Raw genomic sequence first — 18,119 nt, 5'->3', positions numbered from 1 at the left:
TTAATTCTCCTGTTTCATGATCTGTTTCTTCCTGCGGTATTCAGCCGGTGTGATGCCCACCGATTCCTTAAACGCGCGGGAAAAGCTCTTATAGCTGTCATATCCCACCTTTTCTGCGATCTGCGCAATCCTCTGATCCGTTTTGGAAAGCAGTCGTTTTCCCTCCTCCATACGGATATCCCGGAGATATTCCATAAAGGTCTTGCCGGTGTATTTTCGGAACACATTGGAAAAATAAGCGTAATTCAGTGAAACATCGTTGGAGACCATGGCCAGCGTCAGCTGCTTATGATAATTATTCCGTATGTAGGCAATGGCCTTTTCCAGCTCTGCATTTTCGCGATAGGCCTTTTTGTATTCATACACCAGATGATGCAGCCGAAGCATCTTTTCCTGCAGCGACAACAGATATTCTCTCATGGAGAAATATTCCATGGGGCTGTTTGTCTTGCGCATATCCAGACCAGCTTCCATCCCTGCCTCACGCAGAGGCGCCTCGATGGCGCGCAGGCTCCGGTACAGCGTATCACACAGCGCCAGAGTATATCCGATCCGGTAACGGCACAGTACGCTTCTGTCAAAGATCCGGCTGATATAGTCAGCAATATCCGCATCTTCACATGAGCCCATCAGGTCACCGATCCGCTCCACCTCATGGTAGGGGATAGTGAAATCGCTCTTCAGCCCGAGCAAATCTTCCGGCATCAGGCAGTCTTTTCCAGGAAAAAGGAAATGGTGGATCCCAATCTCTCTTGCCTGTACATAGGCGGTCTGAAGCTGTCCAATACCGGAATAAACGCCGCTGACTGCCGCGCTTCCCGGAAAAAAGCGGCGTATCTCTCCCATCCATGCCTCCGGCTTTACCCAAACGCCGCACAGCAGCACCAGCTCCCGTTCCCCCTTTACCAATAGATGCGGCACCCCGTCCGTCTCCCGCTCCAGAAGAATCGAAAGGCGCAGGCGGATTCCCTCTTCCTGCATGTCCAGCTCCCTCTCGGGGAAGCCGAACAAAGCCACCCTGTAGTCCTGCTCCAAAAAGGAATGATCTCTTTTCAGTTTTTGTACAAGCGCCGGATTCGCTCCGGTTCCTTTCAAATAAGAAAGCATCTGTGTGAAAATGCCATCCTTAAGCTCCGGTTCCTGTTTCGTCCTGCCCACACAATATTCTCCGTATATCCGATCCACAGCCTGTAAAAGCGCCGTCCGTTCCAGAGGCTTTAACAGATACGCCCTGGCGCCGTACTCAATCGCCTTCTGAGCATAAGAAAAATCGTCGTATCCGCTCACCACTACAAACGGAATATCGGGATAATAGCGCGCCGCCGATTCCATCAGCGCAATCCCATCCATATCCGGCATGCGGATATCCGTGATCACGAGATGGATCTTCTTTCTCTGAAGGACGCTCAACGCCTCCAGTCCGTTGGCTGCGGTCTCAATCTCCATAGTTTCCTGCCTTTTTAACAGAATCGTCCGCATGCCTTCTCTGATTCTGGCCTGATCATCCACCACCAGTATACGAAACATCCTTACCAGCCTCCCAATTTTTTCTTTTCATAGGGCATGACCACCTTGATCAGCGTATATGCGTTCTCTTCACTCTGCAGGACGATTCCGTACTCCCTGCCGTAATTCATCTGCAGCCGTTTGTGAACATTAGCGATTCCGATTCCGCTGTTTCCTGTCCGCACATTTTCATCTGACACGCCTTCCAGGACAGCATTAAGACGGTTTAACAGCCCTCGCTCAATTCCCCTTCCGTCATCGAGCACCTGAAGTACCAGCACCTTGCCATTTTCTACGGCGCTGACCGTGATATGAAGCTGTCTGCTCTCCGGCGCCATCCCATGCACCACACTGTTTTCCACGCAGGGCTGCAGGCACAGCTTGGGAATCTCGGTGTCCAAAATTTCTTCTTCAAGCCTCACCTTAAGCTGCACATCAAATTCATAGATCATATTGACGAAATAAATATACCGCTCTATGCTGGCGATCTCTTCCCGCAGCGTTACAGTCCTGGATTCCCAGCTCATGTTGTAGCGCAGCAGTCCGCCCAGGGCTATGATGGTATCCGCTATCTCCGTTTCGCTCTTCACCTCCGCCATCATACGGATGCTCTCCAGCGCATTATAAAGGAAATGGCTGTTGATCTGACTCTGCAGCGCATTGAGCTCCGCATTGATCGCCGCCGTTTCCCTTTCCACATTTTCCGTAATCAGCCCCTCCATACGGGACAGCATGCGGTTAAAATGATTTCCCAGTTCATCCAGTTCGTCTCCGTCCTCACGTGCCTTCACCCGCACCTCAAGATGCCCGTCCTGAACCTGGCGCATGGAAGACGTCAGGACGTTTAAGCGGGACAGCATCCTGCGGTAGATCAGGCTGGCAATCAGATAGATCGCAGCCAGCACCAAAAGCACAAAGCCAAGCGCCATAAAAACACTGCGGTAGATCCCGCCCATCAGAGACTGTTTTTCGACACAGCGGACCGCGTAGGCATCCAGGCCGTCCAGATACTGCCAGGCCCCATAATACCAGCCCTCCTTTGTCCGCACCTCAAAGCTTTCCTTCGACACATCCTCCAGAAACTGCCGGCTGATGGCAAGAAGCGTATCCCGATCCGGCACTTCTCCATCCGGCTGTGTAAACAAACACCGCCCCTCGCCGTCCAGAAGCAGGGTATACCCGCCCTCCTCTGTCCAGATATCCCCGGACTTATTCAGGAAATCCTCTGCCTGCATCCGGATTTCCAGTACTCCTATACAGGTCGTATCCAGATATACCTCATGATAGCAGCAGGCGTACCCCCTGCCCTTCGGCGTGATGCCGTCCAGCAGAAAGATGCTTCCCCGCTCCTCATGCAGGCGCTCTGCAAAGCCGGCATTTTCAAAACGATCATAGCTGTATATGGTGTCCCAGATTTCATACAGCCCTTCATTATAGAAATAAAAGCTGGCGGAATCAATCAGGCTGTTGCTCTGAAAAATATATCTCATGCCCTTTAATTCATTTTGGCTGAATTTAACCAGGCTAAGCCCGTCCGCGCTCATATCGCCGCTGCAGAATTTCAGAAAATCCTTTTGATTTAAGGCTATAAGTACCGTATTCTCGATCAGGCTGCGGTTGCCCGCCACATCCTTAGCCGCTTGTTCCACAATTGCCAGGCACTGAAGCTGTGCCTTTTCATAGACCTGCCCTGCTTCTCTCTGCACCCAGAATACCGTCACGGCGGCCGCAGGGGCCAGGACAATCACAGCCAGCAGCGCCACGATCTTGGTTGCCAGTCCGGATTTGCGGTATTTTCTTTGCATCCATCCATAAATATGCTTCATGAGCCGAACTCCCGTACGCACGATTCGTGCGCCTCCTGTTTTCTTTTTATCAGTGTAGCATATTTGCGGCCCTCTGACTATTCCCTCCTTGCCGCCGCAGTGTGATCCCTGCAAATGACAAGGGCGCTGCAAAAGGATTTCCCTTCTCTGCAGCGCCCCCATGGTTTAATCCGCCATCTTGATGCGGCGTTCATTCAGCAGGTTCTGTTTATAGTTTACTACCTGTTCATAGCCGTAGCTGTCTCTGGCTTCCAGAAACTCGCTGAAGATACGGTCGAACTCTTCCTCTGTGGCAGCGGTGATCAGTTCCGGCAAAACTTCTTCCCACTTCTGATTGATGCGGGTGGAAGCAATCGCCGCATCGCTGTCGCCGGTCGGATCCAGGTTATTATAGATGCCGCCTTCGATGTAGGCATGCGCATCGGCCCAGTCGCTCATCTGCTGGATATAGGGTTCTGAAGCCGGCCTCCACTGATCCACAATCACGCTGTTGCGAAGCATCCAGTAGGTATCGCACAAACCGTACTGATTGGAAAAACCGTCAAAGTCCGTGGTCATCATGTCAATGAACTCCTGTTTTAAAGCAGGTTTTCCATCCGTCACATCATAGGTTTCTCCCTCAACGCCCAAAAACATATCCATCTGGCCTTCTTCACTGCTTAAGTAAGTTAAAAATGCGATAGCACGGTCAGGATTTTTACAGTTTTTGCTTATAAAGCAGGACATCCAGCCGTCCAAAGACCCGGGAAAGATTAACGGGGCGTCTTTTTTTGCATTGGACGGTCCGTCCACCGCGATGTAATAGCTGTCAGGGTTCTCGCTCTGTGCCAGGATGGTATTGGCCTCCTGCATGCCGCTCCACTCTCGGAGCATACAGAAATACCGTCCGTTATTGGCCTTCTCCGTCACCTGGTCTTCAGAATCCACCAGGTAGTCGATTCCCATCAAACCTTCCTCATATGCCTGCCGAAACATCTTCAGCCACTGGATATAATCCTCATCGGTCAGCCTGTCATACAGTGTTCCCTCCACTTCATATGGCACGGCAAGGAAATTCTGCAGGAAGGTGGACAGCCCATAGCCGGAACCGCCCTGGGCATAAAACGGGGTGATCGCCTCTCCCTTGTAGGTGCTGTAATCGCTTTTCAGCAGGCGCAGCGCTTCCAGAAAGCCTTCCGGCGTCGTCATGTCCGGTGATCCCATATCTTCATACAGATCCTTGCGCACCAGAAATGTCTGGGTCGCCGCGGTCATGCCGGTCTCGGCCATCTGTTCCTCTCCATAAGCATCGTTAGGGATTGCGTAGAGGTTGCCGTCTTCCTTGGTATGCCATTTGATCACACTGCCATCCACCACCTTATAGAAATAAGGATCATACTGGTCTGCCAGCTCATTTAATGCATAGACATAGCCGCCTTCATACAGCTTGCTGTAGCTGCTCTCCCAGCTTCCCAGAGAAATCAAATCCGGCAGTTCTCCGCTGATCATCAGCAATGACAGTTCCTCATTGACATCGCCGGTGGGCGTAACGATTTCCACATTGACGCCTGTCTTTTCAGTTATGTTCCTGGATACCAAGCTGTCGCCCCAGGTATAGGGGTACCACGATGCGCCCACAAACCAGGACAGATCCACCGGATCCGTATTGCTCTTCCATGCAGGCTGCGCTGCATCGGCTTCGCTGCCTGCTGCCGTTGTTTCCTCACGGCTGCCTTCGGTGACAGCAGCAGAAGTTTCCGCCTGTCCGGTCTGTGTGCTGTCAGCGTCCTTGCTGCCGTCCTTCTTACAGGCGGTCAATGATAACATCATGACCGCCGCCAGAGCTGCCGCTGTGATTCTTTTCCATTTTTTCATGTTACTTCTCCTCCTTCTTTATCCTTTTATTGCTCCGATCATAACCCCTTTCACCAGATATTTCTGGATGAACGGATAGATACAGATAATCGGCAGAGTCGCCACAACCATGGAAGCGAATTTGATCGTCACCGATGGTGTGGAGCCGCCCAGTGCCAGCATGGCCTGCTGTTGCTGCGTCGTCATGGAACTTTCCGCCAGCAGCTTATACAGGATGGTCTGCAGCGGCTGCAAAGATTTATTTCTGATATAAATGATACCCTGATAATAATCGTTCCAGTGGTATACACCGGCAAATAATACGATAGTGGCAATGACCGCCTTGCAGTTAGGCAGCAGTATCTTCCAGAATATTTTGTATTCCGAAGCGCCGTCGATCTTGGCGCTCTCCAGCAGGCTGTCCGGAATAGTCCTAAAAAAACTGATAAAAATGATCATATCATAAAAGGTGAACATGCCCGGAATCACAAAGACCCAAAAAGTATTGTAAAGGTGCAGCTTTAGCATCAGAATGAAATTGGGAATCAGACCGCCGTTAAAAAACATCGTGATCATGGCAATTTTCATATACAGCTTACGGCCCACCAGCTGTGGCCTGCTCAAACCGTAGGCCACCACCGCGGTGAAGATGACATGGGCCGCCGTAGCGATCACAGTTCTTGCAATCGTCACCAAAAATCCGCTGACAATATACTCATTTTGAAATACCACCTTATAGCTGTCAAAGCTTACAGAGGAAGGCCACCACGCGGTGGCACCCAGCGATGCGGAATCGGCGGCCGCAAGGGAATTGGCCACAATGTACCACATCGGATACAGCGTAATAAAACAAACCAGAAGCATGATGATCATCAGAAAATAATCAAAGGGCTTACAGGCCTTCTTCTTTAATTTGCCTTTCATACGAACCCTCCTATATAATGCTCTCGCCGGTCAGCTTTTTCGATACGAAATTGCACAACTGCAGCAGGCCGAAGGCGATAATGCTCCTGAAAAACAGGACTGCCGTGGAAAAGGAATACCGTCCTTGCCCCAGACCCATATTGTAAATATACAGATCTATGGTTTCCGCCTTGGGCATGTTTGCCGAATTTTTCATAAAGAAAATCTGATCGAAATTGCTTCCCAGGCAGTTGCTGACGCCCAGTATGAACAGGATCGCAATGGTTGGCCGTATACACTGTACGGTGATATGCCACATCTTCTGCCAACGGTTTGCGCCGTCCAGTTCCGCCGCCTCATACAGGCCCGGATCAATGCCGGATATGGCCGCCAGATAGATGATCGCGCTCCAGCCCATTTCCTTAACCGTATCCGATACAAATGCGATTCCCCAGAACTTATCCGGATCGGCATTGTAAAGCATCGGCTTGCTCTGCAGTCCCAGCCCCACCATCAACTGGTTGACGATTCCGCTTTCCGAAAGCCAGTTTAACAAAATTCCCCCGAAAATCGCCCAGGAAATAAAGTGGGGAAGATAGGAAATAGTCTGTACTGCCTTTTTGAACTTCGGACTGCGGATCTCGTTGAGCAGCAATGCGAACAGTATCGGGATCGGAAAACCGATACAGATTCTTAATGCGCTCATTCCCAGTGTGTTCTTTACTGACCGCCAGAATCTGTCGTCAGACAGAAACGCCTTAAAATGTTTCAGCCATACCCATTCATTTTCAAACAGATGTACCGCAATGTTGTAATCCATAAAAGCAATGATCAGATACAACAGGGGGATATAACAAAAGACCAGCATCCATGCTATACCCGGTATCACCATGCTCTGCAGCTGCCACTGCTTGCAGAACAGCTTTCGTCTGGATTTATTATTCATCATCTCTTCCCTCCTCCTGTTACCAGTCTATCAAAAAGGGAGGTTCAAAAAAACACCTGTATTTTGGATCGTATCCCAAAATTTTGGGTTTGCTTGACAGCCGCCCCAAACTTCAATAGACTGATGACAATGATGACAGAATTCTATAAAAGAAAGGATACACCGCATATGACTGAAGAACGACTGATATGGGAAGATCATTTTGATACGGCATCCCTGGATTCCACGAAATGGAATTACCGATATGGAAACTGGAGTGCAGATGAGAAAGGGCGGCCCGTTGCCGCCGGGTGGGGCAACAATGAACTGCAGTATTATACCGATTCTCCTAAAAATTTGTGGCTTCAGGAAAGCTGTCTGCATATCGCCGCCAGACAGGAACTGTCCCCGCCGCAGCTGCAAAAGCGCTGTGCTTATACCTCCGCCCGTATCGATACCCGTGGACGCTTCTCCTTCTGTTACGGCAGGGTGGAGATACGCGCCAGATGTCCCGCCGGCACAGGTCTGTGGCCTGCCGTATGGATGATGCCGGAAGACAGCGCCTACGGGCCCTGGGCCGCTTCCGGCGAAATCGATATCCTGGAGGTCAAAGGCCGCCTGCCGGACAGGGTCTTTAGCACCATCCACTATGGAGGCGTCTCGCCTGATAAGACGCATCAGGAATACTGCTTCCGTCTGCCCGAAGGAGATACCGTCTGCCGTTTTCATATTTATGAACTGATCTGGAGGGAGGGAGTTCTGTCATGGAAGATGGACGGACAGGAATACGCCTCTGCCTCGTGCTGGGAATCTTTCACAGATGGAATCTCTTATCCGCAGCCCTTTGACCGGCCTTTCTATCTGCTGATCAATCTGGCCATCGGCGGATGGTTTGATACGGAGGCTTCCGGGTATGTGGAGGAACAGGCCCTGCCCGGTGAATTTGTGTTGGATTATATCAGAGTATACCAAGAGGCGGATACCCCGAGGTGAAACGAAACAGCGGACGGCCTTTAAAACGGCTGCCCGCTGTTTCGTTATACCCTACTTTACCGGTAAACGGCTGTTGTATTACGGTTTCCCATTTTCACATGCCACGGCGTTTAAGGATTTTTTACCACGCTTACATTATCGATCTGTACCGTATGCGCCGTATTTGCCGTATCTCCAACATTTCCCAACATAAACACCAGTTTCGCCCCGCTAAAGGCGGAGCCTCCCGTAAATGTAAATCTCTGTGTGCTCCATGTATCTGTCACATTCACCGTCTGATTCAATGCAGGGGATACCCCTTCTTTCTCAAGCGCCACCGTGATCTGCCGGGCAATGCTGCTTTTTATGTCAAAACAGATGGTATAGGTTCCCGTCGCAGATGCATCTATGTTCTGATAGAGCTGTGAAGACCAGGCGTTGGGCAGAACAGTCGGCATATAGGCTGAAAAACATCCCAAAGTGCTGTCATAGCTATAGACACTTCCGTTTTCCGTCCAGGTCGTCCAGCCGTCCAGGTTTCCGTCAAAATCCCCGTTTACCACCCGCTCTTCCTCTGTCACCGGCATCAAGGTAATATTGTCAAAATAAAGGCTGTGCGCGCTGTTCACCGCGCCATCCACATTTCCGAGGAAAAAAAGAAGTTTTGCATTGCTGCAGCCGGACAGCGGCACAAAATCAAAGGAATAATGCTGCCACTGCGTCCCCGCCGTAACCGTCCGCGCAAAAAGCGGCGCATTGCCGGCGCCTTCCAGACCCACCGTCACAGGGCGCTCCATTGTTCCTTTCATATCAAAGTCCAGGCGGTATGCCGTTCCGGTCACAATTTCAGCGTTCTGATACAGCTGTGTCGACCAGGTATTTGGAAGCGTCGTATAAATATCCGCTTTTAATGCCCCATCCTCCACCTGGAATACAGAACCGTTCTCTGTCCAGGCAGTCCAGCCGTCCATCCCGTTATCAAACCCGGAATTCGTCAGCAGATTCACAAAGGGAATCTGTCCCTGTCCGGCCGCCTCTTCATAATTTCCTGTATACTCATATACTCTGACATAATCAATCTCAAAGGTATCCGCGGTCCATGTTGATGTGTCCGGGTCTCTCGGAAAAAAGCCGCCCACCGCAAGATTCAGCATCAGATAAAAATCCCGGTCAAATGGAGCCGGATAAGCGTATTGAGTTCCGTCTGTATCCACGCTGTACCAATCCTTCTGAATCTGGTACAGGTTGCCATCCACATACCAACGGAATTCTCCGGGAAGCCATTCCATGGAAAAGGTATGAAAGTCATTGGCAAAAGACTCTGTGCCGTTAAGATAGTAGTATCCGGTATTATATACCCATGGATTTCCGTAATGCAGCGTACCGAGCGCCGTATTCGGTTCACTTCCCTTATACTCCATAATATCTATCTCACCGCTGATGGGCCACTCACCGCCGTATACATCGGAATCCGAGGGCAGCATCCAAATCGCCGGCCACAACCCCTGGCCTTTGGGCAGCTTCGCCCGGAACTCAAATTTCCCGTAAGTCCAGTCAGCCTTCCCCAGAGTCGTTAACTTTGCCGATGTATAATTCTCTCCGCCGTAGCTGCCCGGCACCGCCTGTATGACCAGCATGCCGTTTTCCAGCCGCACATTTTCCGCATTAGACGTGTAATATTGCTGCTCATTGTTTCCAAATCCGCCGCCTCCGACAGTATAATTCCATTTGCCTGTATCCAGCGCGGTTCCGTCAAACTCATCGCTCCAGCACAGGCTCCACTTATCCCCGTCCAGATTCGGATACTTTGTTCCCAGCTCCTCCGGGGTTGCCGCCTGGCAGACATTTAAGCTGCCTGCCCAGATAGTCAGCGCTGCAGTAACTGCCGTCAGGGTACTCATCCACCTTTTCTTCATGTTTTTCCTCCTTCATTTGATTGACCGGTTAAGCAATCCGGCCGTCCATGCAATTCCGCTTTTACTATATCAAATTTGCATTTATAAAAATATGCCTCAATTTTGTATCATGTCCCATTATTTTAGTTCAGTCTCTCCCTCTCCTGCAGAGAAAAAGCCGAAGAGAATCCGTCTATACGGAAATCCCGCCGGCTTTTCTGCATGTTACGCACATCATCCTTGTTTTCTGCCTCTGACTTACAACTTCACAAATCCATCACCCGATGAGGAACTGGGATATTTACTTAACATAGTCAGGTAACAATACTATTCTGATCACATCAGGCGGTAATTCTTCCTGTACGCATGTGTGATGTCCTTCATATCCCACAAAATCCCCCGCTTCTCACATTCCTCCTGCAGTATCCCAAAAAGCGTCCGCGCTCTGGGACTCTGGCAGCGATAGCGGCTGCCATACCGTTCCAGATACTTCTCCGCCAGCCCCTGCCCGGGAAACGTTTCCTGCAGCTTTTCTAAGAACCAATCCCGCTGGTTCTGCCGCAGCGTCACTCCAAAATAGGGATAGATAAATCTTGCGCCGCTCTCCTCTGCCATCCGCACCAGTTCGCGGATATCCTCCGGTGAATCCTCCAGAAAGGGCAGCACCGGCATCAGCAGGATGCCCGTAAAGATCCCCGCGTCCGCAAGGCGCCGGACCGCCTCAAACCGTTTGGATGAAGGAGGAACCCCGGGCTCAATCTTCTCCGCCAGATCGTCGCGGGATGTTGTTATGGTAATCTGGCACAGCACAGGAGAATGCTCCGCGATATCCGAAAGGATATCGGTATCACGTGTGATCAGGGTACTCTTTGTGGCGATGGCCATGCCAAAGCCAAAGGCATCCGCCAGCTCCAACGCATGCCTGGTCAGCAGCAGTTCCTTCTCATAAGGATTATAAGGGTCGCTCATCGCCCCCGTACCGATCACGCCGGCGCTCTTACGCCTTAACTCATCCCGGATTATCTCCAGAGCGTTCTGTTTGGCCTTTACTACATCAAATTCCCCGATCCGATAACAGGAAGAACGGCTGTCACAGTAAATGCAGCCGTGGCAGCAACCTTTATAAATGTTCATGTTGTACTCGATGCCAAACCAGTTTCCCGGCTTTTTCGTTCTCGAAACAATCGTACTTGCAGGTATGTACTCCATCACAATCCTTCCCATTCTACAGTTCTGCAATCCTGCCGCATTTCAAAACGATAGTCTCCCAGAAGTCCCTGCTTGCGTAAAAGCAGCATTCTCGCCTGCTTCACAGTCAGATCATATTCCATAGCGTCCCCTTCTGATTGTCAGGTTTTCATATTTCAGCAGCATACTTCCTCCTCTTCGATCATCCATTTATTGGATTCAAGATAATAAAACAGCCGGATCTGCTGCAGGCATTCCTTTCTTTCCACCATGCAGACAAATTCCATCCGGCGGGTTCCGGCTGTCCGGTCCTCCTTCGTATAGCAGATACGCTCAATCCTGCAGGTACACAGTTCATGATTTTCCTCCAGCCGTATATAGCTGGGCTTTATCTTTCCGATCGTATTAAAGGCGGCGATGACATCCACCGGAATCCTCATTTATCTCACCTTACTTTCTTCAACTCTTTTTCATAATCCACCGTCTGCTTCTCACGGCCGATTCCGCCGGACATGTGGCAGATCTGTCCGTTCAGGAACACACCGCGCATAATGCAGTCTTCCCCATACTTTTCCCGCAGCTCATCCAGCGTCCTGCCAAGCCTCTGCAGCTTCTGGGGCCTTTCTCCCGTAAAAAGGTTCATCTGGCGGGTATCCTTGCCGTAGACGGCTTTGCCGGTATGGACGCCTAAATGGCGCGCCGCGCGGCCATCCCACAGCTCCTCAAACAGCCGGACGGCATGCTCCCACAGTTCATCGGTCAGATCCGTCTCCTCCGGCAGCGTAGTCTGATGGGATCCCCCGGTAAAATCGCTGTAAACGATGCTCACGGATACCACTCCAACGGAGGCGCCGTCCTTTCGCAGCCTGCTGCCGATTGTTTCACACAGCGCGAGAAGCACCAGACGGGCCTCTGAAAGGTCTGTCACATCCTTAGGCGTCGTCATGCTGTTCCCATACCCCTTGTTAGCCAGAGGCGCGGAAACCACCTGTGATACATCCACCCCATTGGCAAACGCATAGATGAGCTCTCCCTGTTTTTTCAAATGCGTGCGCAGTACGCCCTGATCCGTGCGGGCCAGGTCGCCGATCGTGCGTATGCCCAGCGCAAACAGCTTCTTTGCTGTGGCATGCCCTACAAAAAACAGCTCGGACACGGGCAGCGGCCACATCTTTTGTGGAATTTCTTCCGGAAACAGCGTATGAACCTGATCCGGCTTGCGAAAATCCGAAGCCATCTTGGCCAGCAGTTTATTGCTTGAAATACCGACATTAACAGTAAACCCAAGTTCCTGGCGGACCGTATCTTTTATCAGATGGGCGGCAACCATGGGGAAACCGTAAAGCCCCGCAGTACCGCTCATATCACAGTAAGCCTCATCAATGGAATACTGTTCCACGTTCGGGGAAAAACGCCGCAGGATTTCCATGAGCGCTGCCGAACAGCGGTCATACAGCCGGTAATGGGGAGGGACCAGCTTCAGGGAAGGGCATTTTCGGCGGGCCTCAATCAGAGTTTCCCCGGTCTGAACGCCATACTTTTTAGCAGGCTGGGATTTGGCCAGTATGATTCCATGCCGCAGCCTCACATCCCCGCCCACTGCGGAGGGTATGTCCCGAAGATCTTCTTTGACATGCAGTATCTCTCTGCGGTAAACAGCCTCCCAGGAAAGGAAGGCGGAATTTACATCAATATGGAATATGATTTTATCAAACACACGTTCACCTTCTTTCTATTCTCACTATAGCAAACGTGTGTTCTAAAGTAAAGTGGTAATATCATCCAGCGCAGATACTAACATGCGCGGTTGTTAAAATAAGCTCATCTGCTCATAGTCCGAGCTCCGGTCAAGTTCCTCCGGTCTGACCGCTAAGAGCGCTTCCACATTGCTGTCATCAAGCAGCCAGGCTTCTGCCGTCTCCCTTTTAAGCACCAGAGGCATCCGGTCATGGATATCCTGCACAGAAGGATTCGGCGCTGTGGTCAGGATCACAAAGCGCATCCCCTGGTCAAAGAGCTTATAGATTCCCGCCATATACAGCGTCCCGGCATTTTTCGGACGAAATGCGTATTTGGTCCTGTCCCGGCTCCATTCATAATATCCGCTGGCAGGCAGGATACAGCGCCTGTTTAGAACGCTGTCACGAAACATCGGCTTTTCCAGAACGGTTTCGGAGCGCGCATTGATGATCAGCCCTTTTTTCTGAAATCCGGGAAATCCCCATTCAATCATCTCTGCGTCAACCGCTCCTTTTCTGGCCGTCAGGACAGGCGCCCGGTCGGAAGGGCGGATATCCCTGCATCCGAATTCACTGCTGGCACTTTTTTTGTCAATCTGCTGCAGTATCTTTTTAATTTCCTTTGAAGTCTCATCATCAATGAAGTATCTTCCGCACATAATCCCTCCTGATAATTTTTATTTTTCTATTGTAACCCTTTTTCCATTCCGACATAACATGTAGTGTAAACAAAATTATTTTCGGAGGAATTCAAAGATGAGTGATTTAGCAGCAACAAATTGCGGAACAAACTGTGGTGGATGCAGCAACGGCGGCGGTGGCTGCAATATTTTATTCCTGTTACTGATCCTGTGCTGCTGCGGCGGCAACAACGGCGGCGGCTGTGGCTGCGGCGACGGAATACTGGGCGGCGGCTGCGGAGGCGGCTTCGGCGACAACAATTGTCTGTGGCTGATCCTGATCCTCTGCATGTGCGGCGGATGCTGCTAATACCGGCATCATTTGGGGGGCGGCCATTGTGCCGCCCCTTCCGTATTTTCCTGCAAATTTCTCCTGATCCTATTTCCCAGAAAAGTAAATTTCTTCCGTGCACTTCTCCTTATATACATATCCGGCAGCGCTGCCGCCCGCATCCCCATACCAGTTCCCGGTCACTTCATTCACGATGTACAGCTCCCCGTTCCTCTCCTCCATCTCAAACAAAAGCATTTTCTTTCTTGGATGGTCATTCGGACAGTGCAGGGCCATCATGAGCCTTCCTTCAAAGGTGTGAAAAAGCATGGAATGGGCGCCGTCATGGAAATAGAGCGGCTCTGGCCTCTGCTCCCAGGGTCCGAACAGATCTTTGCTGCGGCTCTTGGCGTACCCGCAGGCGTACCCTTTCGCTGTAAAGGTAGACCACAGCATGATCAGGGAACCGTCCTGCATCCGATGCAGGAAAGGTCCGTCGGTCACAAAGCCTCCCTGTGCGAAGCTCCCCCTCCAGGGCGCATCGGAAGCCCGAAACAGGATAACCGGATCTCCGACGGCACTTCCCAGATCCTCCGACAGCGGAATCGCCGCAATCTGCCCGTCTCCCACCTGCAGCCACTCATGGCAGAATACCATCCACGGTCTGCCCTGCCTGTCCGCATACAGTGTTCCGTCGAGACAATGCCATCCCTTCGGTGTCACCGGTTCCTTTTTCACAGGGACAAAGGGGCCCAGCGGAGAATCGCTGACCAGGCACTGACAGGCCCGATAGCTGCCAGGCGCGCGGAAAGAGGAAATCAGGACATATTTTTCTCTCCAGATATGGCATTCGGGAGCCCAATAATCCAGCTTGGCCCAAAAATCGGTCTCATCGCTGTCAAACACCTTCTTTGGATCGCTCCAGTGAATCAGATCCTCACTCTCCAGCGCATAAAAACAGCCCGGAAATTTCAGGTCGGGATAGCGGTCCCTGTTAAAAACTGCGGCATAAGTATAGTACTTCCGGCTGACCGGATCGGCCAGTATAAAAGGATCACTGATATTAATCTCTCTGACGTGAAATGTATACTTCATTTTCTCCCTCCTCGATGTTCATAAACACTTAGCTTAAGTATAGAAGATCTGCATTTAATATGCAACCAAAAGGAAGGGACAGTCACAGTAAAACTGCAGCAGTCCCTGCCTTTATGCGGCTTTTACTTTCCCTTTTCCCCCTTATCGTTCTTTTTTCCTTCTTTTTCCTCCTGTTTTTTCTTAAGACATTCTTCATCTATCTCATAAACAGCGTTGCCGTCCACAACCAAACGACCTTCCATTTCATTCACTCCTATCCTATGGCAAAACTGCCATCTCTATTTATAATATGCTGTCATACCAAAAAGGCTCTCCGCATAAAATAAATAGAACTAAAGCATGCAGATGCCAGGAGGCTTTGCCCATGGAACAGGATGATACTCCAAAATTAACGGAATTTGACACTTTAATCGCTGACCACAAAATGCAGCTGATCAAAGCGGCCATTCCTTACATACCATATAGTGAACAGCGCTTTATCTCTGTCTATATTAAATTTAATGAGCTGATGACCACCATGCGGCTGTTTGATTCCAACAAAGACGCTCTGGGAATCTGTTCGGTAAATGAAAATGCCACCACAGCCGACATGTTAAACGCATTAAAGGTACACTGTAACCAATCTGAAAAAGAAATGCTGGAAATGATTGAAAACTTCATGCAGGTTTCCGCTCTCTACCGCCAGTATGCGGCATCCTCTCCGGATTCGGGGGACGGACAAAATACCGCTTCGGCCGGCGGCGCTTTTTCACCGATGGATCTGCTCAAAGGAATGCTCACGCCGGAACAGCAGTCCACATTTGACACCTACAGCACGCTGTTCGACACCATGAAGTGAGGTTCACCGCATATGGGATGAAAGCTGCTGAAGGCAGCGTTCACAAAGAGGGAGGTTTGATTATGGATGCACAAAAAATGTCGTTTTTACTGGACCTGGTGAAAGAGGCAAACACACAGAATTCCAATTCCATGATTCCGTTTCTGCTCTCCGTAACTTCCAGAGCAAATCAAAAGGGAATTACCTTTTCGGATGATGAGACGGAACTGATTGTAAACCAGCTGAAAAAAAATATGAAGCCAGAGGATCAGGCAAAAATTGAAATGATACGTAAAATGTCTTCCATGCTGGCAAAAAACAGCAGTAGCTCATAAACTGCCGCAGCATAGCGAAAAAATGAACATCTACGGCGCACACCAGCGCTCCGGGATGTTCATTTTTTGTTTCATCATTTATGTCTTTCTGCCGCTTCCGGCACAGTTTTTCTTATTTCATTTCCTGGCATCTGGGGCAGAAATAGACATTTCCGCCCAGATATGCCTGCCTGCTGATCATGCCGCCGCAGACAGGGCAGGGCTCTTCCAGCGTTTTTTTGCTAAGGATCGTCATATAGCCGCCGTATTGCCCGAACAGCGTCTTTTCCGTATCCCGGCCTCCCTGCTGCGTCATCCTAAGAAGGACCCGCTTTATACTGCGGTAAAGGGAATCCAGATCCTCATCCGTAAGATTTTCCAGCCTGGCCTTCGGATGCAGCCCCGCCTCAAACAGGATATCCTGCAGCACGCCGTTGCCAAGTCCCGGAATCCTCTGCTCCGTAGCCAGAAAAGCCTTCGCGCTCATATTCTTCTTTTTATTTTTCGCTTCCTCATACATCCGGAGGAAATAGGCTTCATCAAACGCATCGGTCAGGGGAGAGGGCTTTCTTCTGGCCGTCAGGTAATACGGATTCTGATCCTCTCCCGCTCTTGAAACACTGATTCCCCCATACATCTGGATGGTACAGACGATACAGGAGCCGTCCTCAAATCCGATATACATCTGATGCTTAGCGGGCAGTTTCGCACCCGCCTCATAATAGCGCACATTCACCCCGTCATTAAAACGGATCACCGCATCTCCTGCATCGGTTTCCAGATATCCCCCCCAGGCGCGGCTTTCCCCGATTGTCTTTCCTTCCAGCAGGGCCGGATAATCTTCCTTATTGCCATAAAAGAAGGCGAATCTGTGAGGTGTCAGACCGGCTGTAACCTCTTCAATCACTTTTCCTCTCACCGCTTCATTCATACAGGCCGCAAGCGCATGGCTCTCCGGTAATTCAATCATTCTCTCTTCCTCCTGTCCCCCGTTTGTATTTCAATCTGCAAGTTCGGCCGCACGGATATAGCACATATAGTCCCCGGGCCCAGGAACCGCCTGAAAATTAGGGCTGCAGCAACCGCTCTTTAAATCCTCCTTAGGATACAGGGCGGTATATGTCCCATGTATCGGAAAACTTTCAGGATAGGATATCAGCTCTTTTCTTCGTAAATCTGCCCATCGCGTTATCCAGGTATTCATGATTTCCTCCGCTGTCTGTGGATTTAATATTTATACAATACCACATCTAATATGACATAAGAGTGTCATATTTAGTTATTATTCACGGTTGCCGATAAAGCAGCGTATGACAGACCATACTCTGGTCTGTCATACGCGGGAAGTTTACGGCAGCTGTGAATAGCAACCATATTTAAGCAAAGATCATCTGCCGGCAGTTCTTTTTCATTTCTTCTCTGGCCTCTTCCTCCATGCTGCTGTCCGTAATCACGCAGTCAAAATCCGAAAGCATGGCATGGCTCATCAGGTTTACAATGCCAAACTTCGTGGCATCGGCCAGCAGGAAACGCTTTCTGGCAGCCGAAAATAAAGCCCGCTTCACCGCCGCGTCCCATGTTTCCGGCACCGTAGCGCCTTCGGCGGCCGTGCAGCCGTGGGTGCCGATAAATACCCGGTCGGCATGGATCATCTTCAGATATTCCACAGTCATATCCCCGAAGACACCTGCTGAAATTTCATTGTATTCACCCGGAAGCAGCACCAGACGGAGCCGGGGATTACCGGACACGTGATGAATCGCAGGCCAGGAATTGGTGATCACCGTCACCCGTTTTCCTGCCAGATATTTTAACATCTGCAGGGTGGTGGTGCCGCAGTCGATGAGGATCGTATCTCCATCCTCCACCATGTCGGCTGCCGCCTTTCCGATCCGCAGCTTTTCATTCACCATATGGCCGGCTTTCACCGTGAAGCTCGGTTCATGGGAGACATTCCGGTCCAAATAAGCCCTTCCGTAATCAATGGTAACCAGGCCCTGATGCTCAAAGATCTGCAGATCACGCCGCACAGTCATGGAAGAAACTGCAAGCTTCTCTGCGAGCTCATTTAGATCCGCCGAACCGTCTTTCTGCAGTAAATTGAAGATTTCCGCTCTTCGTTCCGTAGCATTCATGGGCGCAGCCCCTCCTTTTC

General features: G+C 50.5%; 19 protein-coding genes. 4 read left to right on the top strand and 15 right to left on the bottom strand.

The features are described from left to right. From DWZ56_RS04235 to DWZ56_RS04215, 5 genes are all read right to left on the bottom strand, one after another. Nucleotides 1-1,527: a response regulator gene (locus DWZ56_RS04235; RefSeq protein ID WP_118555136.1), complete on the bottom strand. Its 1,527-nt coding sequence runs from the start codon at nucleotides 1,525-1,527 to the stop codon at nucleotides 1-3. A gap of 2 nt (nucleotides 1,528-1,529) precedes the next feature. Beyond that, nucleotides 1,530-3,332: a sensor histidine kinase gene (locus DWZ56_RS04230; protein WP_158584440.1), complete on the bottom strand. Its 1,803-nt coding sequence runs from the start codon at nucleotides 3,330-3,332 to the stop codon at nucleotides 1,530-1,532. 165 nt (nucleotides 3,333-3,497) lie between these two features. Continuing rightward, on the bottom strand, nucleotides 3,498-5,186 hold the full coding sequence (locus DWZ56_RS04225) for an extracellular solute-binding protein (RefSeq protein ID WP_118555134.1): 1,689 nt from the start codon (nucleotides 5,184-5,186) through the stop codon (nucleotides 3,498-3,500). Nucleotides 5,187-5,204: 18 nt separating this feature from the next. Next, on the bottom strand, nucleotides 5,205-6,089 hold the full coding sequence (locus DWZ56_RS04220) for a carbohydrate ABC transporter permease (RefSeq protein ID WP_118555133.1): 885 nt from the start codon (nucleotides 6,087-6,089) through the stop codon (nucleotides 5,205-5,207). A gap of 10 nt (nucleotides 6,090-6,099) precedes the next feature. Then, a complete protein-coding gene (locus DWZ56_RS04215) occupies nucleotides 6,100-7,017 on the bottom strand; it encodes an ABC transporter permease (RefSeq protein ID WP_118555132.1) in 918 nt (305 codons plus the stop codon). A gap of 165 nt (nucleotides 7,018-7,182) precedes the next feature. On the opposite strand from DWZ56_RS04215, the gene DWZ56_RS04210 reads away from it, so the two are divergent. Then, nucleotides 7,183-7,986 (top strand): glycoside hydrolase family 16 protein, encoded by an 804-nt coding sequence (locus DWZ56_RS04210; RefSeq protein ID WP_158584439.1) that lies wholly within the window; start codon nucleotides 7,183-7,185, stop codon nucleotides 7,984-7,986. Between the two features lie 110 nt (nucleotides 7,987-8,096). Here DWZ56_RS04210 and DWZ56_RS04205 read toward each other — a convergent pair whose 3' ends face one another. The 6 genes from DWZ56_RS04205 to DWZ56_RS04185 form a co-directional block, all read right to left on the bottom strand. Further along, the gene (locus DWZ56_RS04205; RefSeq protein WP_118555130.1) at nucleotides 8,097-9,881 is read right to left on the bottom strand and encodes a carbohydrate binding domain-containing protein; all 1,785 of its coding nucleotides are present in this window, start codon (nucleotides 9,879-9,881) and stop codon (nucleotides 8,097-8,099) included. Nucleotides 9,882-10,196: 315 nt separating this feature from the next. Then, nucleotides 10,197-11,069: an SPL family radical SAM protein gene (locus tag DWZ56_RS04200; RefSeq protein WP_176927888.1), complete on the bottom strand. Its 873-nt coding sequence runs from the start codon at nucleotides 11,067-11,069 to the stop codon at nucleotides 10,197-10,199. Further along, complete coding sequence (locus DWZ56_RS23290) at nucleotides 11,069-11,191, bottom strand: hypothetical protein (protein WP_279220273.1); 123 nt, start codon at nucleotides 11,189-11,191, stop codon at nucleotides 11,069-11,071. The genes DWZ56_RS04200 and DWZ56_RS23290 overlap by 1 nt, the downstream gene beginning before the upstream one ends. A 33-nt stretch (nucleotides 11,192-11,224) precedes the next feature. After that, nucleotides 11,225-11,488, bottom strand: coding sequence for a hypothetical protein (locus DWZ56_RS04195; protein WP_118555129.1), 264 nt, complete (start codon nucleotides 11,486-11,488; stop codon nucleotides 11,225-11,227). A gap of 5 nt (nucleotides 11,489-11,493) precedes the next feature. Further along, nucleotides 11,494-12,765 carry a DNA polymerase Y family protein gene (locus DWZ56_RS04190; protein WP_118555128.1) on the bottom strand — a complete coding sequence of 424 codons (1,272 nt, stop codon included), beginning with the start codon at nucleotides 12,763-12,765 and terminating at the stop codon, nucleotides 11,494-11,496. 93 nt (nucleotides 12,766-12,858) lie between these two features. Next, nucleotides 12,859-13,446, bottom strand: a complete 588-nt coding sequence (locus DWZ56_RS04185; protein WP_118555127.1) for an SOS response-associated peptidase — start codon at nucleotides 13,444-13,446, stop codon at nucleotides 12,859-12,861. A gap of 97 nt (nucleotides 13,447-13,543) precedes the next feature. Between DWZ56_RS04185 and DWZ56_RS04180 the strand changes: the two genes are divergently transcribed. Beyond that, entirely contained in the window at nucleotides 13,544-13,777 is a 234-nt protein-coding gene (locus tag DWZ56_RS04180) for a chorion class high-cysteine HCB protein 13 (protein ID WP_118555126.1), read from the top strand. Nucleotides 13,778-13,846: 69 nt separating this feature from the next. Here the strand turns inward: DWZ56_RS04180 and DWZ56_RS04175 are convergent, their stop codons facing one another. After that, nucleotides 13,847-14,833, bottom strand: a complete 987-nt coding sequence (locus DWZ56_RS04175) for a glycoside hydrolase family 43 protein (protein ID WP_118555125.1) — start codon at nucleotides 14,831-14,833, stop codon at nucleotides 13,847-13,849. A gap of 364 nt (nucleotides 14,834-15,197) precedes the next feature. Between DWZ56_RS04175 and DWZ56_RS04170 the strand changes: the two genes are divergently transcribed. Both DWZ56_RS04170 and DWZ56_RS04165 read left to right on the top strand, forming a co-directional pair. Beyond that, on the top strand, nucleotides 15,198-15,671 hold the full coding sequence (locus DWZ56_RS04170) for a hypothetical protein (protein WP_118555124.1): 474 nt from the start codon (nucleotides 15,198-15,200) through the stop codon (nucleotides 15,669-15,671). 62 nt (nucleotides 15,672-15,733) lie between these two features. After that, nucleotides 15,734-15,985, top strand: a complete 252-nt coding sequence (locus DWZ56_RS04165) for a hypothetical protein (protein ID WP_118555123.1) — start codon at nucleotides 15,734-15,736, stop codon at nucleotides 15,983-15,985. A gap of 112 nt (nucleotides 15,986-16,097) precedes the next feature. Here DWZ56_RS04165 and DWZ56_RS04160 read toward each other — a convergent pair whose 3' ends face one another. The 3 genes from DWZ56_RS04160 to DWZ56_RS04150 all read right to left on the bottom strand — a co-directional run bounded on the left by DWZ56_RS04160 (nucleotide 16,098) and on the right by DWZ56_RS04150 (nucleotide 18,099). Continuing rightward, nucleotides 16,098-16,934, bottom strand: a complete 837-nt coding sequence (locus DWZ56_RS04160; protein ID WP_118555122.1) for a zinc finger domain-containing protein — start codon at nucleotides 16,932-16,934, stop codon at nucleotides 16,098-16,100. A 30-nt stretch (nucleotides 16,935-16,964) separates the two neighbouring features. Next, complete coding sequence (locus DWZ56_RS04155; protein ID WP_118555121.1) at nucleotides 16,965-17,168, bottom strand: hypothetical protein; 204 nt, start codon at nucleotides 17,166-17,168, stop codon at nucleotides 16,965-16,967. Nucleotides 17,169-17,340: 172 nt separating this feature from the next. Beyond that, nucleotides 17,341-18,099, bottom strand: coding sequence for a DeoR/GlpR family DNA-binding transcription regulator (locus tag DWZ56_RS04150; protein WP_118555120.1), 759 nt, complete (start codon nucleotides 18,097-18,099; stop codon nucleotides 17,341-17,343). Nucleotides 18,100-18,119 lie beyond the last annotated feature (20 nt).

Origin of the sequence: Lachnotalea sp. AF33-28 (genome assembly GCF_003477885.1) — a bacterium.
Lineage (GTDB): Bacteria > Bacillota > Clostridia > Lachnospirales > Lachnospiraceae > AF33-28.
Note: the sequence above shows the minus strand (reverse complement) of the source record. Positions and strands in the feature narration are given on the sequence as shown.

Coding starts and splice junctions, on each gene's coding strand:
- DWZ56_RS04235 (WP_118555136.1), bottom strand. CDS start 1,527: ATGTTTCGTATACTGGTGGTGGATGATCAGGCCAGAATCAGAGAAGGC.
- DWZ56_RS04230 (WP_158584440.1), bottom strand. CDS start 3,332: ATGAAGCATATTTATGGATGGATGCAAAGAAAATACCGCAAATCCGGA.
- DWZ56_RS04225 (WP_118555134.1), bottom strand. CDS start 5,186: ATGAAAAAATGGAAAAGAATCACAGCGGCAGCTCTGGCGGCGGTCATG.
- DWZ56_RS04220 (WP_118555133.1), bottom strand. CDS start 6,089: ATGAAAGGCAAATTAAAGAAGAAGGCCTGTAAGCCCTTTGATTATTTT.
- DWZ56_RS04215 (WP_118555132.1), bottom strand. CDS start 7,017: ATGATGAATAATAAATCCAGACGAAAGCTGTTCTGCAAGCAGTGGCAG.
- DWZ56_RS04210 (WP_158584439.1), top strand. CDS start 7,183: ATGACTGAAGAACGACTGATATGGGAAGATCATTTTGATACGGCATCC.
- DWZ56_RS04205 (WP_118555130.1), bottom strand. CDS start 9,881: ATGAAGAAAAGGTGGATGAGTACCCTGACGGCAGTTACTGCAGCGCTG.
- DWZ56_RS04200 (WP_176927888.1), bottom strand. CDS start 11,069: ATGGAGTACATACCTGCAAGTACGATTGTTTCGAGAACGAAAAAGCCG.
- DWZ56_RS23290 (WP_279220273.1), bottom strand. CDS start 11,191: ATGGAATATGATCTGACTGTGAAGCAGGCGAGAATGCTGCTTTTACGC.
- DWZ56_RS04195 (WP_118555129.1), bottom strand. CDS start 11,488: ATGAGGATTCCGGTGGATGTCATCGCCGCCTTTAATACGATCGGAAAG.
- DWZ56_RS04185 (WP_118555127.1), bottom strand. CDS start 13,446: ATGTGCGGAAGATACTTCATTGATGATGAGACTTCAAAGGAAATTAAA.
- DWZ56_RS04180 (WP_118555126.1), top strand. CDS start 13,544: ATGAGTGATTTAGCAGCAACAAATTGCGGAACAAACTGTGGTGGATGC.
- DWZ56_RS04175 (WP_118555125.1), bottom strand. CDS start 14,833: ATGAAGTATACATTTCACGTCAGAGAGATTAATATCAGTGATCCTTTT.
- DWZ56_RS04170 (WP_118555124.1), top strand. CDS start 15,198: ATGGAACAGGATGATACTCCAAAATTAACGGAATTTGACACTTTAATC.
- DWZ56_RS04165 (WP_118555123.1), top strand. CDS start 15,734: ATGGATGCACAAAAAATGTCGTTTTTACTGGACCTGGTGAAAGAGGCA.
- DWZ56_RS04160 (WP_118555122.1), bottom strand. CDS start 16,934: ATGATTGAATTACCGGAGAGCCATGCGCTTGCGGCCTGTATGAATGAA.
- DWZ56_RS04155 (WP_118555121.1), bottom strand. CDS start 17,168: ATGAATACCTGGATAACGCGATGGGCAGATTTACGAAGAAAAGAGCTG.
- DWZ56_RS04150 (WP_118555120.1), bottom strand. CDS start 18,099: ATGAATGCTACGGAACGAAGAGCGGAAATCTTCAATTTACTGCAGAAA.